General features: G+C 42.9%; 18 protein-coding genes. 1 reads left to right on the top strand and 17 read right to left on the bottom strand.

The window, feature by feature from the left end:
* Positions 1 to 69: 69 nt before the first annotated feature.
* The 14 genes from ACMXYP_RS07385 to ACMXYP_RS07320 all read right to left on the bottom strand — a co-directional run bounded on the left by ACMXYP_RS07385 (position 70) and on the right by ACMXYP_RS07320 (position 13123).
* On the bottom strand, positions 70 to 975 hold the full coding sequence (locus tag ACMXYP_RS07385) for an HDOD domain-containing protein (RefSeq protein WP_415884369.1): 906 nt from the start codon (positions 973 to 975) through the stop codon (positions 70 to 72).
* 274 nt (positions 976 to 1249) lie between these two features.
* On the bottom strand, positions 1250 to 2551 hold the full coding sequence (locus tag ACMXYP_RS07380; protein ID WP_415884368.1) for an AMP-binding protein: 1302 nt from the start codon (positions 2549 to 2551) through the stop codon (positions 1250 to 1252).
* Positions 2545 to 3486, bottom strand: coding sequence for an enolase C-terminal domain-like protein (locus ACMXYP_RS07375; protein WP_415884367.1), 942 nt, complete (start codon positions 3484 to 3486; stop codon positions 2545 to 2547). The genes ACMXYP_RS07380 and ACMXYP_RS07375 overlap by 7 nt, the downstream gene beginning before the upstream one ends.
* A complete protein-coding gene (gene menB, locus ACMXYP_RS07370; protein WP_415884366.1) occupies positions 3483 to 4334 on the bottom strand; it encodes a 1,4-dihydroxy-2-naphthoyl-CoA synthase in 852 nt (283 codons plus the stop codon). The genes ACMXYP_RS07375 and menB overlap by 4 nt, the downstream gene beginning before the upstream one ends.
* Positions 4327 to 5100 carry an alpha/beta fold hydrolase gene (locus ACMXYP_RS07365; protein WP_415884365.1) on the bottom strand — a complete coding sequence of 258 codons (774 nt, stop codon included), beginning with the start codon at positions 5098 to 5100 and terminating at the stop codon, positions 4327 to 4329. Before ACMXYP_RS07365 ends, menB begins: the two co-directional genes overlap by 8 nt.
* A gap of 7 nt (positions 5101 to 5107) precedes the next feature.
* Complete coding sequence (menD, locus tag ACMXYP_RS07360; RefSeq protein ID WP_415884364.1) at positions 5108 to 6823, bottom strand: 2-succinyl-5-enolpyruvyl-6-hydroxy-3-cyclohexene-1-carboxylic-acid synthase; 1716 nt, start codon at positions 6821 to 6823, stop codon at positions 5108 to 5110.
* Entirely contained in the window at positions 6804 to 8222 is a 1419-nt protein-coding gene (locus ACMXYP_RS07355; RefSeq protein WP_415884363.1) for an isochorismate synthase, read from the bottom strand. Before ACMXYP_RS07355 ends, menD begins: the two co-directional genes overlap by 20 nt.
* Positions 8223 to 8426: 204 nt before the next feature.
* The gene (locus ACMXYP_RS07350; RefSeq protein WP_415884362.1) at positions 8427 to 8954 is read right to left on the bottom strand and encodes a helix-turn-helix transcriptional regulator; all 528 of its coding nucleotides are present in this window, start codon (positions 8952 to 8954) and stop codon (positions 8427 to 8429) included.
* A 4-nt stretch (positions 8955 to 8958) separates the two neighbouring features.
* Complete coding sequence (locus tag ACMXYP_RS07345; protein WP_415884361.1) at positions 8959 to 9216, bottom strand: hypothetical protein; 258 nt, start codon at positions 9214 to 9216, stop codon at positions 8959 to 8961.
* A 128-nt stretch (positions 9217 to 9344) separates the two neighbouring features.
* Positions 9345 to 9923, bottom strand: coding sequence for a hypothetical protein (locus tag ACMXYP_RS07340; RefSeq protein ID WP_415884360.1), 579 nt, complete (start codon positions 9921 to 9923; stop codon positions 9345 to 9347).
* Positions 9924 to 10064: 141 nt separating this feature from the next.
* Positions 10065 to 10802, bottom strand: coding sequence for a DNA polymerase III subunit epsilon (gene dnaQ / locus ACMXYP_RS07335; RefSeq protein WP_415884359.1), 738 nt, complete (start codon positions 10800 to 10802; stop codon positions 10065 to 10067).
* A 258-nt stretch (positions 10803 to 11060) separates the two neighbouring features.
* A complete protein-coding gene (locus tag ACMXYP_RS07330) occupies positions 11061 to 11477 on the bottom strand; it encodes a hypothetical protein (RefSeq protein ID WP_415884358.1) in 417 nt (138 codons plus the stop codon).
* Between the two features lie 12 nt (positions 11478 to 11489).
* The gene (locus ACMXYP_RS07325; protein ID WP_415884357.1) at positions 11490 to 12065 is read right to left on the bottom strand and encodes a nucleotidyltransferase domain-containing protein; all 576 of its coding nucleotides are present in this window, start codon (positions 12063 to 12065) and stop codon (positions 11490 to 11492) included.
* Between the two features lie 125 nt (positions 12066 to 12190).
* A complete protein-coding gene (locus ACMXYP_RS07320; RefSeq protein WP_415884356.1) occupies positions 12191 to 13123 on the bottom strand; it encodes a LysR family transcriptional regulator in 933 nt (310 codons plus the stop codon).
* Between the two features lie 105 nt (positions 13124 to 13228).
* Here ACMXYP_RS07320 and ACMXYP_RS07315 point away from each other — a divergent pair, with 105 nt between their 5' ends.
* Complete coding sequence (locus tag ACMXYP_RS07315) at positions 13229 to 13456, top strand: DUF1127 domain-containing protein (RefSeq protein ID WP_415884355.1); 228 nt, start codon at positions 13229 to 13231, stop codon at positions 13454 to 13456.
* 113 nt (positions 13457 to 13569) lie between these two features.
* Here the strand turns inward: ACMXYP_RS07315 and ACMXYP_RS07310 are convergent, their stop codons facing one another.
* The 3 genes from ACMXYP_RS07310 to ACMXYP_RS07300 form a co-directional block, all read right to left on the bottom strand.
* Positions 13570 to 14886 (bottom strand): type II toxin-antitoxin system HipA family toxin, encoded by a 1317-nt coding sequence (locus ACMXYP_RS07310; RefSeq protein WP_415884354.1) that lies wholly within the window; start codon positions 14884 to 14886, stop codon positions 13570 to 13572.
* Positions 14883 to 15284, bottom strand: coding sequence for a helix-turn-helix domain-containing protein (locus ACMXYP_RS07305; RefSeq protein WP_415884353.1), 402 nt, complete (start codon positions 15282 to 15284; stop codon positions 14883 to 14885). Before ACMXYP_RS07305 ends, ACMXYP_RS07310 begins: the two co-directional genes overlap by 4 nt.
* Before the next feature lie 313 nt (positions 15285 to 15597).
* Positions 15598 to 16572 (bottom strand): hypothetical protein, encoded by a 975-nt coding sequence (locus ACMXYP_RS07300; RefSeq protein ID WP_415884352.1) that lies wholly within the window; start codon positions 16570 to 16572, stop codon positions 15598 to 15600.
* Position 16573 lies beyond the last annotated feature (1 nt).

Here is a 16573-nt window from a genome sequence, read left to right as displayed (position 1 = left end):
TCACCATGAGGTCCAAGAACTTTTTATAGATTACAAACCAGTATTAACTAATAAACAGTAGGGTAGATTTTATCTCAACCTTAGCTTTTCAAGTATCTGATAGCACTCAATAGATATAACTGGTAGTTCTTTTACGAGTTCATTTACTGGAAAATTAACTTTAGGCCAACTATCGTGGTGACAGAAACTACGAATTTCACTAGTCAATTTTGCTTCATCCCAATCAGGCCATTCTGGGTTCTTTTCAATTAAAACACTCACCAAATCTGCGAACTGGACAACTAAAACTAAGTTCCGCAATTCTGCTGACACTTCGTTGTGTTCGTTTATCTCGTAATTATGGTGATAACGAATCATGTCTACAATTACTTTCGGCAACTGCCATTTCTTCGCCGCAATAAAGCCAGCATCTGCATGTGTAAAACCAAGTACTCCTTTCTCTACCTCAGGTAATTCTATCGGCGTGTCCCAGCCCTTAGCATCTACGACATCAATGGCTTTAGCTGTCATTTCAAACAGTACAAATCTTCCTATGTCATGTAACAAGCCTGAAGTAAATGCCAGCCCTTTATCCACGTTAAAATCTTTTAGATGGATCGCCACAAACTTCGCAATATGAGCTGTTTCAATTGAGTGCTGCCAAATGGCTTTTTGCTGATCTGTTACGGGGGTGAAAACTCGAGCAACTGATAATGTTGTTATAATCGATAATATTTTATCTGTCCCAACCCGAATCAGTGCTTCATGCAGATCAGTTATGACATGGGAATGTGCCGAAGAGGCTGAGTTAGCAATTTTTAGTACTCTTGTTGCCAGCGGAGGGTCTGCTTGAGACAACTCAGTTACTTTGTCATAAAAGAAGGGGGAGTCTGTATCAAGCGCCATCAAATCACAAACAACAGAAGGCAGAAGCGGTAACTGTTGAACACGCTCTTCTATTCTTGATAAAGTGAGTTTTCTTTTCTTAGTTGTCACTTTCAACGCTCTCATTCTTTAAAAAACACTTCGACCTGTTTCGCAGTCAATAGTTTTTAATAAAAATAGCCATATACCAGCATACATCCTCTGTTTTCAGTATATCAGTTTGCTCAAGTACTATTAAATTAGCCCGTAATGATTGTTGTGCAGAGCATCTACTTTGGCACATTGCAGTATTAATTTAATAACTCTTATTAATTCGTTTTTCTGTATATTAGATTTATCGTTTAAGGTCATAAACGCCTTATTTGGATTAGCGATAGGCTATTACTTACCGCTCTTGTTCAGCTAGAGCGGTAAGCTCCTTGCGAGATAACTTGAGGCCTTTCACCATCATAGAATCAGGTATCTGGGCAAAGCCAACAGGAATCATAAAACTGGGTAATAAGTTCTTAAGATCGGACTTAATCTGAGCAAAACAACAATCTGGATTTACCCAAGCAAAAGGTCGATAGACAAATTCAGGACACTCAACAGGAACCACTACTGCTTGAATCACACCTTCTAGTTTGAGTAGTTGTTTCTCAATCATTTCCGGCTGAATATTTTCACCGCCGCTAATAAACTGATTATCCTTACGCCCTGTAATCAGCAGCCTGTTACTCTCCCACCGGCCGATATCACCTGTCCGGAAAAATGCCTCTGATGATCTCAATTGGTTACTAACCAGATAGCCTGCAAATAAGCTTTCACCTGCCAGTAATATTTCACCGTCTTCATCAACCTTTAGCTCGACACTGTCTAGCACTTCCATCGAGCCATCTTCACCTTCAGTACAAGCCTGTGACGATATTTCGCTCATGCCGTAAGTCTTTCTTAAAGGCAGGTCAGCACATAAACGTAGAAGTTTATCTGCCGTAGGACCTCCCCCTATCAGCAAGGTTTTTAGCCTTAAATCCTTTATATTGTCAGCTGATGCTTTGAAACGTTGTAACTGTGTCGCCACCATCGAAGCATGGGTTATACCCATGTTCTGTAGAAATAATGGATCCTCTACACGGCCACCAATAGTCAGCGATGCACCGGACACTATTGCCCTGAAAAGCACGCTAAAGCCACCGATATGGTAGATCGGCAATGAGACATGCCAATGATCAGAAGAGTCGCAAGGATTGATGATCGCTGAAGCTTTAGCACTGGCAATATGGTTAGAGAGGCGATGACAAACCAGTTTAGGTGTTCCTGTCGATCCCGATGTAAAAATTCCATTCACTATGGATGAATCAACAACACCCTCTTCATGCTCTTCATCTAGTCCCGTTACCCCATGCTGATCGATAAAACACGCATACTGGTTAAGAGTTTTTAACTCATTCAGCAAGGTCTCACTAAATGCAGGATTGAACGGAACTGCTACCGCCCCCAACTCCATAATGGCACAACTTAAAATGAGCGTATCAAGCGTATTAGCAGCTTTATACAGAACAAGTTGATGCTCTGTTAACCCGAATGAATACAGTTCATCTCTCTTAGATTGAATCAGACGATTAAACATCTCGTAAGAAAAACGATGCTGCTCATCACCCAGTGTACTGCCATTGCCATAATGCTTTTCGAGGAGCGTTTCTAGCATAGCTGCGCAATCTCTTTACAATCTGCCAATGGGACTTTTTCCGCTCTAAGCTTAATTTTTGCGGGCTGTAGGTCTTTTGCAAGATACTTAAGAGTATCCAAGCCCTGCTCCTCGGTTAATTCCAGGTCCTGAGCCAGTGAATGATAGAACTCCAATGAGACATTGCTTTCAAAGCTACTGGAAAGCACACAGGCTATTTCCCTCTCACGAGCTAATTCAGCAAGCTCTATAGTTCGTTGTAACCCACATAGCATTGGCTTTAATACCCAGGTTTTAGCAGTAAAGAATATTTCCGGAACAGGCTTTAGCGGATCTAGCTCGCGGAGAGATTCATCAAAAGCGATTGGCAATCCGTTAAGTTGGTAGTGGTCGAGGCACTTAAGCGGCTCTTCCACATAATCGATTTGTGACGTATTGAGTGCTTGCTGGAGTGTTTCTAGTTCTTCTCTCGTCCATGTCCGGTTGGCATCAATACGCAACTTTTGATGAGGTTCCAAATAAGCTAATGCTGATTTTAAAGACAAAACATCATTCTCGATTGGTTGATGCCCTGCTTTGATTTTTACCCGATGGCTTTCGGAGCTCTTACCCATAAGCGAACAGGAACGAACAGCTGTAGAACGCAATGGATACTCAAGTTGATACCACGCAGCTTCAATTGCAAATTTCACACTTGGGTATAAGCGCTTTGAAATAACAGAAGCGGACAATTCCTCCGAATCGAGCGCCAATAACTGCTGCTTACACTGTTGTAGGGTTTCATTTGAAAAACCTGGTAAGGGTGCGACCTCTGTATAAATACTCTGATCGGCAAACAACCAGTGGAGTAGCAATCCCTGTCTAGTTTTGAGTGCTTTCCGCTTACCACCCATATTAAAAACAAAGGGATAGGTAAACGGAATTTCATACTCAAGAAGCCGGACCTTAGGGATCATGGCTGGCGTTTAAATCGCTTAAAATCAGGTGGGCGCTTTTCATTGTAGGCGTTACGGCCTTCCTGCCCTTCCTCTGTCATATAAAACAACATAGTCGCGTTACCGGCTAGCTCCTGAAGACCTGCTTGCCCATCGATTCCAGCATTGAAAGCACTCTTTAACGTTCTCAATGCCATAGGTGAAAGCCTAAGCACTTTTCTGCACCACTCAACCGTGGTTAGTTCTAGATTTTCTAAAGGTACGACCTTGTTTACTAGGCCCATATCTAGTGCTTCTTTTGCATCGTACTGATCACATAAGAACCAGATCTCACGGGCTTTCTTCTGCCCTACGATACTCGCCATATAACTGGCACCAAAACCACCATCGAAAGAACCCACTTTAGGGCCTGTCTGACCAAATCGAGCATTCTCCGCAGCTACCGTCATATCACAGACCAGATGCAGTACATGACCCCCACCAATGGCATAACCCGCTACCATCGCGATAACTGGCTTAGGTAGGCTTCTGATCATCTTCTGAAGATCCAGAACATTAAGGTGATGAACGCCAGACTCATCTTCGTAGCCCGTATCACCTCGAACTCGCTGATCCCCGCCTGAACAAAAAGCCATATCTCCTTGCCCAGTCAGAATAACCACACCTACCTGATCGTCATAACGGGCATCATTGACTGCCGCAATCATCTCTTTGACAGTTTGTGGGCGAAAGGCATTACGTACTTCAGGACGATTAATAGTGATTTTAGCGATACCTTCAGCCTTGTGATAAAGGATATCTGTAAATTGCTGCCCGCAATCAACCCAATCTGCGCCCTTCTGGATACTGCTGTCTGCAGGGTTAGTCATGAATAAAGTCCGTTAAAAAATTAGATAAAATCCTACTCACACTACAGGCCTGATCACTGTGACAATTATGGCCTGCACCTGAGATAACATGATGAACGATATTAGCATGCTGTTGAACGAGCTGTTTTGCTAATTCTGTGTATTTTTTATCATGCTCTCCTGTGAGATAGGTAATAGGGTGCCCCCCAAGTGAGGACGTCATATCCTGCTGATTAGCCACAGATAGAATCAGCAATAAGTTTCCTAAAGCAGATGGATCAGCCTTATGCCGTTGATAGATCTGTTCCGCTGTATCTTTTTCTCTGCCATTAAACACACTTTGCTGATACCACTGCTCCAAAGTGAGCTTAAGATCCTGCTGACTAAACCGCTGCTGCCAAACTAAATCACTGTCTAGCCGCGCTTTGTCGCCGGGGAGGCCCGGGTGCCCTCCCTCGAATAAAGCACCACAAATTAAACCAGGATTATCCCTTAACCAATGCATCCCAATACGTGCACCCAGAGAATACGCTAGTAAAAACACCGGTTGTTTAAAATCGGGAAGTTGCTGCCACAACCAACGGCTATAACCTTCAATATCTGTCACCTCTTTTGGGAAGGAAAGAGGCAAAGAGAGATAAATAATATTCAGTTTCTGACTATCTGGGAGAAGATCTATAACGGGTTTCCAATCATCCTGCCCCCCCATAAAGCCATGGAGGCAGAGTATAACGGGGGAGCTTTCAGTTAATATCTGGCCATTGTAATTCGGATGGTTGATCAGCATCTAATTATTAGCCTGTCGAATCAGAAGCTGCGCCATGATTTCTTGAAAACTCATAGAGTGCTTTTATTTGCTGACTACTCTCAGTGGGAGGAACTTGTAACTCGATCATTGCCACTCCATTCTGTTTGAATAACTCAGTAAGCTGCTGTGTAAATTGCGCTTCGGTGCTCGGTGAATAATGAGGAATATCAAAACTTTTAGCGATATTGTCAAACTCCAGACCATGCGGCAGCTGGAAAAAATCCCGCTGAATATCACCTAAATTTGCCGCAGGCAGCAAATTAAATATGCTGCCACCATCATTGTTCAACACGATCAATATAAGCGGATAGGCACTGATATGACGGCGTGCGATCATCAAACTGTTTAGATCATGCAACAGCGAGGTATCACCTAACAAAACCACCATAGGTCTCCCTCGCCCCTGCTGTACACCACAAGCTGTGGCCAACAGCCCATCAATCCCACTCGTCCCTCGGTTACTGAATACAGAGAAATCTCGATTAGACTGCAGATCCATCAAACGAATGCTTAAGCTATTACCGACAAAGAGATCTACGCTATCATCCAGAACATCACATAGAGTCTGCGCAGCTTTCAGTTCACCGAATGAGAGTGAACGCACAAAGGTTCGTGCTTTCTCCAGTATCTGACCGCTCTTTTGCAACAATTGAGCATGATCTGATTTGGTTATAACTGCGCCCTGACAGTACGTATCTATATCTATGCAAATCTGGGTGGCCGTTTTAGAGGGGTCGAGTGCTAACGCCTGTGGTGATACCAAAAGATAGTTTTCAAAATGGCTTTCAGATAGCCAATTCAACAAGCGCTTGCCGACAAGCCGCCCACCAAACTGAATCACCGAGTCGTATTCAGCAAGAAGGTCAGGCTGAGCTTCAAGCACCAATTCAACACTTTGAATAACCAATCGATGCTTCGGCAAATTGCTGTTTATGTCAGCAAGAATTGGGGTATCAAACCGTTCGGCCAATGCCAAAACATGCTGTGCTTGCGAAGAGGTTAAATCACCGGCGACAAGAAGCGTTTTTCCACTTGGTTGGATAGTCTCAGCCTCAAACTTTGAGGAGGTAGGTGATCTCGCCTGATCAAAAACCTGAAGGTATTTGTCTGTATCTAACAGATCCACATCATCTGTTGGATAAAGCGGTTCCCTAAAGGCACAATTAATCTGCACAGGGCCTGACATAGTTGCTTTCTGGTAAGCCCTGACAATTGATGTCAGGTTTTCTGAAATCTCTGCTTCAGAATCTAACGCATCAATCTGACAAAATTCGACAACATTATCCGCAAATATTCCTTTCTGATTAATCGCCTGATTCGCGCCACAATTTAGCAACTCTTCAGGCCTATCAGCAGAGAGCACTATCAACGGCTGCGATGTTTGAAATGCTTCGATAACTGCAGGATATAAATTGGCAACCGCAGTCCCAGATGTAGTAATCACGATGACTGGCTTTAACCGTGCTTTTACAAGACCTAGTGCGAAAAAACCTAAGCCTCGCTCATCAAGATGCGTGTGTAATCTCAGCTGTCCCTGCTCCCCATTATTGGTTTGAGAAAGGGAAAGCTTGGCAGCCGCAATTACTAAAGGTGCACTCCTAGAGCCAGGAGCAATACAGATGTCCTCGACGCCCAACTGAACTAACTGTTCTAGAACAGCAGCGGCCCATAGATTTGTCAGATTAGTGTTGTGCTGTTCCATAAACCACATCGAGAAGAGAGTTAATTTTTGAATCCAGCTCCTGCCATTCCGATTCTGAATCGGAGCCTTCAACCAAACCGACACCAGAAAAACAGTGTAAACGGTTATTCTCCAGTAGCGCAGATCTAATCACGACAGCAAAATCAACAAACTCCCTCTCATCACTATAACTGGCGATTCCAATCCCTCCGCTATACCAACCACGCGCTAGGGGCTCATTTAAAGAGAGGAAATTCAAGGCGGCATTTCTAGGATAACCCGATACAGCAGGTGTCGGGTGGAGCAGATTTATCAATTCAGCATCATCAATATTACAGTTAAGTTCAGCAGTCACCTTTTGGTAAAGATGCTGAACTTTTTCCAATTTCATAACTTGAGTAGGTTCAAAATCAACCGTGTTACAAACACCTTCAAGCTGCTGCTGTATAAATCGGCTGACCAACCCATGTTCATTCTGAAACTGAGAGCCATTGATTAGCTTTTGAGCTAACAGATCATCACCCGCTAAATCGTCTCCTCGCCCAACCGTTCCAGCCAATGATTCTGTGCTAAGTTGCTGCCCTTCTCTTTTATAAAGACGCTCAGGTGAACACCCCAAAAGATACTTATCGCCTCTTTGCAGCATAAACGAATAAGTATCTGAATTTACCGTCAACCAACGGTTCAATAAATGATGAACATTCATTGAACCATCAAGTGATACGACTACATCTCTGGCGAGAACAACTTTTTCAATAGACTGATGAACAATCTCACTCTGCACTTGATCACAGAGATCATGCCATTGGGCTTTACCGATACTAGAGCATTTTTGAAACTGCAGACCTTCCTCACTAGGTTCTGGTATGGATCGATCCCAATCCAATGCAAGTAACAACCTGATCAGATCGTTTTGTGCAGTATTCCATTCAGCCTCGCCGTTACATGGCAGGTGAATATGTAGGTGATATTCACCCTGAGTTTCACTCAAACAGATCTGCGGTAAAACAAAATAACTGGATGGAAATTCTTGCCATATATCACTTTCATCTGCTTCAGAGAATGAAAATCCGCCAAAGAAAAAAGGCTGATACGCTTTCTCAGATTGGCTATAAATTATGGACGAGAAACCTTTAACTTCAGCAATCGCATCAGATGGTGAATCTGTAATTACCTCCACAGCGGCACCAAGGCCTGCAAGCACACGATCCTGATCTCGCTCACGCCAAAACATTTGCTGGTGAGAAGTATTATTGGAAAGAAAGGCAATCAAATCCTGTCGATCAACAGAAACCGAAGCATGGTATATCCGATCTGAAATATAAGGTAGGTGGCTAACCTGCTTACACAATGTTGCAACAAAGTCAGGTTGATCCGAAAAATCGATAAGAGATTCTGCAGGCTTTACGAGTGTTTGCAAAATATCCTTGGCCTAAAAAAGAATGAATGATCACATTATTCAAAACATAATACCGAATACAAATATGACCACAACAGAACAGCTAATCTAATATGCTAAGAAATCCATGTTTCTTTACATTATCTGCTCTGTATCAAACCATGATGTCTATGATATGTGGCGGCCTAATTCATAAATAACGGTAAACGGAGCTGCAGATAGGCTCTACAGATTGAGAACAGATAACTTTGAAGAATAGATAGGATCAAGCTTATGGCTTTCCTTAACTAAATTAACCTGCATATTTGTAAAAGCGATCTCTTTTATCGTCGGTTCAATAGTTTTGTTTTGCTCGGTCTCAAACCAATCAAGAACGGTAGAAAGGTGCCATAAAGAAGAACTACCTGCATAAACAGGGACAGGAAAGGTGTAGCCATGATTCATTACCAGCTTTCTAATATTTTGCCGAGATACCCCTATGATTTCAGCAATATCCGAAACCCCGACCATATCAGGTGTCGCCTCAAATAGCTGAGCGTTTGGAATCACAGACTTCACATCTTCTATCGCGGTGATCACAGCCTCAGAAGCACTTTTCGCTTCTCGGGTGAATTGTAAAGCGATACGCCCACTCTGACCTAACCCAATTAATGCATCATCGCACCCTGCTGCACCTAATTGCTCAACATAAGTACTCGGATCAATGTCAGCGTCTGGCAATGCAAACTTCAAGGTAAATTCATAATCACGCATGCTTTTATTCCTCATCACATGCTTTTTTCACAGCACAGTTATCAACGACTCGTTTGATCTGCTTAGCATGGTTTTGCGGGCTTTTTGGGGTGCTCCAAATACTAACGATACAAAACTCACCACAACGACATTCTTTGTCATTATAAGGACAGTAAATTTTACCCCAAGCATGGCTTCCACCAACTTCAATACGCCAACCATTCTTTTCCGCATAAACTAATGCGGCTTCCACTTCTTTTTTGGAGTGTTTCTTACGAGACATCCCTGTCTCTCCGTATGCTAAGTTTAGAAATGCACTATCAAGTTGTCAAACGACAACCGATTTAAAATAATAATCGCTCTACAAGCACATACCTTTCAATCACAGGGTTAGGCATTCACGTAATATCTTTATCTTAGCGTGCCATTAATTATGATTTTTTTAATTTGCTGCTCATCCATATTTTCAGCAAATAAGAGCGCTACCTGGTCTTCTATGACAGATGAAGTAAATACGATTACTGATTTTTTGGGGCCAATAGCCCAGTAACCGATTCCCTGTTCGGTAGGAAATGTTCTTATCTCGTAAGCTGATACTTCAGTGTCAATAATGTGCTCTTTAGATTGTTGCAGCTCGGATTTGTAGTCCTCAGGTTCAGGACCAGCGTTTTGTATTCCTAAGAGGTACTTTGGCCAAGTGCGCATATCAACGCCTTGGAATCCAAGAGCTATATCGGTGAGCGTTTCCATTGATAGATTAGAACCATCATCGAAAATGATTACTAACCCATCCAAGACTGCGATTTTTGCATTGGTAAGTTCGTCTAACGGAATATTGATCTTACCGACAGTACCGGTCTTAAAAGTAGTTGAAGGGCCGTAATCGACCTTTAAGATGGGGTATTCTTTAACGCCTGAATAGGCAAGATTAGAACTAAATAGCAAACAACTAATTAGTGTTAGGCGTAAAATCCTTTTTAATTCACACATCTACCATCCTTGAAATTTTTATCTCTATCTAAACCGTGTAAGCAACACGATTTTGCCCACTTTAGCGGTCAGGATCTTGAAAAACCATAGCTAACCTATTGTATAAAATAGTAGTAGGGGCAACGAGAGGCGAAAGCATCATTACTCCGCCTCAACCAATTCCTGACGCCAAGTGCAGCTACCGCCAGCTTTCTTATCAAGCATATTTAGGAAAGCTTCGTGCTCGGCTAGCTCTTCATCTGTTAAGGTGACCAAAGGTAAGCCTTGTAGTGCATCTGCATGTCTTCTGATTTGCCCTGCATCACCACCCGCCTCATCGTCTGATAACCTCAAAGAGGTTTGACCACCCGTCATTAACAGGTAAACATCGGCAAGAATTTCGGCATCCAATAAGGCGCCGTGTAACTCACGATGGGAGTTATCAATACCTAAGCGGCGACATAAGGCATCGAGGTTGTTCTTCTGACCCGGGAATTTATCTTTAGCGATCTTGAGGGAGTCAGTGACTTTACAGAGCTCTTCTGTGCTCTTCCAACCCGAACCCAACATACCGAATTCATGATCCATAAACCCGACGTCGAAGGGCGCGTTGTGCGCAATCATCTCTGAGCCGTCGAGAAACTCGGCAAACTCCTGAGCGATTTCAGCAAATTTAGGGCAGTCTTTAACCTGCTCATCAGTGATACCGTGGACCGCGATCGCCTCAGGGTCAATAGGCATCTCTGGGTTGATGTAGACGTGAAAGGTTTTGCCGGTCAGCTTACGGTTGATTACCTCAACACAGCCTATCTCAATAATCCGATGCCCTTGGAAATGCGGACCACTTTCCTGGTTCATACCTGTGGTTTCAGTATCCAGAATCACCAGACGATTCGACATAAATAAGGCCTCTTAATCACTAACTACAATGGCGCGAGTATAGCAGAGTATTTTTCTGTAAACAGGTGATCTCGCTATATCTGACAGATCCTAAATAACCACACAAAGTTTCTATCATATTCATTAGATCCTCACTTCAGAATCTAGTGAGGTATAGCAACAGCACTTGGGCTTGTTTCATAGGAGTTACTAATAGCAAAAGTCCCAAAAATGGAACCAAAAGTCCCATTTTGGGACTTTGCGTGTGAGAAACAACTCTTATTCTAATGCTGGCAAATTCGCCAAGAGAACTTCAAGCTCCTTAGTAATACTAATTAACTCGGAAAGCAGCTGTGGATTGATCTCAAGATGTCCTTCGTACTCTGCAAGGTTTCGTGTGTTATGGCATTTATCTAAAACCCGCCATTTTGCCTTGCTTAGCCCTAAAGTATGGCCCAAGCACTGAAAAACTAAGTAACGGCTATCGGATCTGTAGCCATGCCACCTTAAAGCAGCTAAGGCGAATGCATGCGCTGCGCTATAAGCTAATGAGAACTGGCTATCTTCACTTAGGCCTTCGATTTGAGCATCATTAAGTTTGGTTTTACCTGCGCGAACCATGCCTTCAAATTCCTTTTTATCTGGCGGTTCGAAATTAAGCTTGTTAATTTTGACTAAATTATCCAGTTCCTTCATAGAACTCCCCTGCTATCCTTGCAGTAGATCGATCCTAGATTGTGACATAACCTTAGAAACAAAGTTTTGTCCCTCACCTAAGCGTTGAGAAAACTCTTCTGGTGTATAAATGGTTGGATTTATCTGGCGGTTCAATTGCTCTTCAAGAGGCTCCAATCCTTCCATTACCTCGCTATAACTTAAACCATTACCCACCAGCATTAAATCAATATCGCTCTCGGCATGCTCTTCACCTTTAGCGACAGAACCATAGATAAAGGCTTGTTCGACGTTCTCTAAAAGACCAGATATCCCTTGCTGAAGCACACCTTTAATACCAAAGGTTTTAATAACAATCTGCTTCAATTCACCATAAATCGGGCAACTGCTATTTGCTTGATAATGGTTCTGATTACCTAACTTGGTAACTGTGAGTATTCCCGCCTCTGTTAACTTTGTTAACTCACGTGTTAGTGCACCTTTACCCATTGCAGTTTTTCTAGCAATTTCATTGAGATAAAAGCTTTTCTCAGGGTTGCCGTATAGCAAACCTAATACATTCTGTTGCGCCTTAGTAAACAGCGCAGATCCAATCGTCGAAGCTAACATCAAAAACAACCCATAAATTCCCAATATGGGAACTATAGTTCCTAATTTGGGAACCGTCGAGAACTAAATGGACTTTTTCCGATACCCCAGTATGAAACTTTAGAGGGTGAATAAACACATTTACCTTAGTCATCCATAAGTGAAAAATTGGATGTATCCTTAAACACCTGCCAATGCGCTTCAACGGCTCTAACCTCTTCCATAATCCAATTGGTAAAAGCCATCACTTTCGGGCGATCAAAATTAGCTTCAGGCGCAACCAGATAGTTGGCATAAGGCGAATTCCAGTAACATTTAAGCGGGCAAACTAAATGACCGCGTTCTATGTACTCGTACACTAGGCTATAACGAATTGGGGCAACACCCTGGCCATTCAATGCAGCATCCACCTGAAGGCTAGAATCCAACAACTGCAGAACGACCTGATTTTTGCCTCCCATCTCTCGCACAAATCCAGCATTAACCTGTTTAAGTTCGGGTGAGTCATCAATCAACAAGGGCAAGTTGCCAAGGTTCACATCACCCCCCTCTTTTGTCTTCAAAAGATCAGGGTGACAGACTGATACGATGTAATCCTCAGTCAGAACTTTCTCCATCAATTGCGTATTGCCACCCTCTGCGAAACGAATCGCCAGATCCTGACTATCATCCGAAAAGTCATGTAGATCACATGAAGTAGAAACGAGGCAATTGAACTCAGGATAAGCCTGCTGAAATGAACCCAGCCTAGGTATCAGCCACCGCGCAGCAAATGAAGGTAGCGAAGTGATCTTAAGCTGATTAGGTGAAGGATCGACCGAAAGCGCACGACTCCCCTCCTCAATCGCCTTAAACGCCTGCTGGATATAAGGCAGCAAAGAAACACCATCAGGAGATAAACGCACCTCACGATTCAGACGAATAAATAGAGGCTTTGCGAAGTAGTCTTCCAACAAACGTATCTGCTGACTGACTGCAGCCTGCGTCACAAACAACTTTTCAGCCGCCACTTTAAAACTGCCATGCTCAGCAGCCACCAGAAAAACACGCAACGCTTTAAGAGGAGGTAAACGATCCATATCACTTAAGTTTTAGTTAACTGAACAGAAATTTATATCGTTTGTCACTATAGCAACCCAAGGCCAATAATACCTACAAATTAAGCATAAACGGAGGATAAACAGATGAGCATTCAAGTATGCGAAAACTACCAGCCATCAAAAGAGATAAGAAATAGTTATCCTCTTCCGGCAATAAATTTGCGTAAATTGGCGTGTATTCTCAATCAGTGGCAGCAGAACTATCGCACCCGAAAAGCGTTGATTGAGTTAAGTGATGAGCAATTGAAGGATATAGGATTAAGAAGAGAGCAGGCTTATGCGGAAGCTAGTAAGCCTTTTTGGATTGGATAGTAAAAACAATAAATGATTTCCGAAATAGGAACGATGGTTCCTATTTCGGGTTAAGTAAGGCACACGCAGGGAAATGGGTGGTCTTGCTCCCGGTAACATGACCTCGATAACAATTACCATTTCAATCGTAAGTTACCTGCAATTTCCTCTGTAAGTAATGTAGGCACCTCGTTTCGTTTTGCATACTCCCGCCACTGATTGGCAATAGCAAGTGTTTGCTCTAGCGCATCTATGGCCACGGCTTTAAGCTTAGAAGGAGAAGCAGCAATAAGATCATCTATTGTGAATTCATCACGCTTGCCATTAATGGACATCTGATGCTGACTAACCCATGGTGAATCTTTCTTATAGCTGTAGGCAACATCAAAAGCAGGGGCTAAACGCCATTGAATTTTCTGGGAGCCAACTGGTCGAGGCAAGAGAAAACCAAAGTTCTTTGTATGATCATCCTGGTTACGCATCACGACATTAAAAACCATCCGTCTCACTAACTGTTCTGCATCATATCGTGGCAATTGCAATTCGCGCATAAGCATAAAAAGCTCTTCATAACTGTATAAACCAGGTTGTTTATAGCTTTTATGGGCTATAGCACACAAGGAGAGGTAATGTAGCTTCTCATTCCCATTACGGTCAAAGCGCTGTGTCATAAAATGCGCCCGAGGCCCCTCAAGCAGAAGCTCACTATGTGAGATATCTATGCCGACAGTCCGAGCCATCTCATAATAAGTATATTCCATTCGACCAAACCCAAAGGGGTCGCCAAATAGTTCAGAATCAACTTTACCCTCTGTTACTCCGTCGAACTTAAGCAAAAAGTGCTCGAAGCCTTTAGGAATATCAGCTTGCCCAGAACGAATAATGGTACGATCTGCATTAATCGCTATAACCGCCTTTGGCCTAGCGCCACCAGCAGATGTACCCACCAGCAGGAGCTCTGCCAACGCTTCAGCACCGTTTTCAGCGAGATTTTCATTTAACCCTTTACGTTGATCAAGAACCTCCTGCGCCATTTTGACAAGACTAAAGAGCTCAATATTGGTATCCGGTACAACCTTTTTCCGCGTGCCTGGATGATACTCTAGCGCTCCCATACCCCGCGTATGGGTATATAACAAACGGTCAAGTGCAGTAAAAGTATCCGGAGCCCTACCCTCGCGGGCCAACCAAGCATTTATTACAGCATTACCAAAATCATCAGGTAAAGTGTCGGCAAACACAGCAGGCAAACCTTTGTAGGTTTCATAATCCAGAGACGGAAACTGATATACCGCACCAGAGGCTGCAGCTAAGTTAATTGGGTCTATAGCAATACCTGTGCGCAACCATTCCTCCGCATATTCAAATGCACCGATCCGCTTCTCAGGATCATAAGTAAGTGCGCCAACCATACGACCCCACATATGGATTTCAGCATAAGGAATACTCACCAATCTGAATCCTCATTTGTATTAGACTTATTATTTGGTACCTTGATTCTCGATAAGCCAGAAAACCTACTGCCTGGTATTTCCATAACACCGACTTTTTCCTGACTTGCACGCAAACGCTTCTGCCCTTGAGCTTTTAAAATCGCAATAGGACTATGAGGACGATCAGGGACTAGCTGCTCAAATTCATCCAATGCATTCAGAGCTCGAAGTACACCAATCAATGATGTAATCTTTCCGGTCCCATGAAGTTCCAGGCTTTGGTAGGCTGAGCGCGAAATTCCCGCCTCTTCTGCTACTGCCTCTTGTGTTAAATTGAGTTCAAGCCGACGCTGCTTGATACGCCCAGCAAGCATCTTAGCGATCGCCTCATCTGATTGAGCATATACAGAACCCATAACGCCTCCAAAATAATGCATAATAGATAAAAACTGGCATTAAGGCCTTAAATATAAGGCATTATAGCAAAACACCTACAAATTAAATCAAATCCCGCAACAATGCATTAAAAACCACGCATTAACACCAGATAACCGGACTAATGCATTAAAAAAAACGCATTACCGCCCTACTTAGGTGAGAATTATATAATGAAAGAGCATTGGTTACCGTCTAGCACCTCGGAAAGAGCCTGCAGCGCTAGAAAATTAATTCACAAAACCAATGCAAATAAACCAGTAAACCAAAAGAAGGGTTTGACCTGTTAAATGTCTAACTAGAATTGGCTAATGACTCAAGCTGCAATTCAAGCCCGTACACTTCAGCCATCGCTTGAAACTCCTCACCAACACGAGCATTTACATCATCCGAATACACATAGATCAACCCTCGATCATAATATCTCCACCAACGATCCAAAGCCGAAGGGATACTGAAATTGTCTTGGTTAATCTCTAATGGCTTTATAAACTCTTGAGCGGTGTCGGAAAACTCGCCAGGATTCCACTGACCTTTGTATGGGTAAGCCAGAATTTCAGATTCAAAATCGTAACTTGGCAGCCTTTGACAATTCATAAATTCAGCTAACCAACTATCTTCAACAATACAGCCATGGGGATAGACTCCCTTTTGTGCAGATGATGAGATGCAACAAGCTAAATCGGCGGCTGAAATCCAATAATGCGTCATCCACCCCGGACATAAGTGATAAGCGTAAATAAAGCGATTACCCAATTCCCCGATTGGGGTTTTCACAATCATTAAAGCATCATATCCAGAGGTCGTTCTTTTATTCGAACGAAAAATAGAACACTCAAAATGATGCACATCGTAATTTGAGGGCAGCTGCGTAATAAATTTTCCAAACTTTTCAGGCTGCTTATAAAAGTGATATTTTGGATAAACATCACCATGACCAAGCGGAAGCCATTCAGAGTTGATGCTAAATAGTTTGGCAGCGTCCGATAAAATAACGGGAGTGAGCTTCTCAACTAGCGCTTCTTCAGACTGGACATCTGCAATAGTGAGATCATGCCCAAAAAACTCCGGAATCTGGTTTCGATGTACGCCATGGGCTTCGAAAAGCTGAATAAATCGAGCAGCAACCGAATCAGATATTTCAGGCAAGTAGTCTGCTTGCTTTTTAAGCTTTGAACGACTGAATGTAACTAGTTTCCATAGCTCTTTAAGTAGAGAAATAGATCCGTTTATTCCAGAAATAATTTTAGCTATAAAAATGAAATCCATC

Source organism: Neptuniibacter sp. QD34_54 (genome assembly GCF_047778055.1).
Lineage (GTDB): Bacteria > Pseudomonadota > Gammaproteobacteria > Pseudomonadales > Balneatricaceae > Neptuniibacter.
Note: the sequence above shows the minus strand (reverse complement) of the source record. Positions and strands in the feature narration are given on the sequence as shown.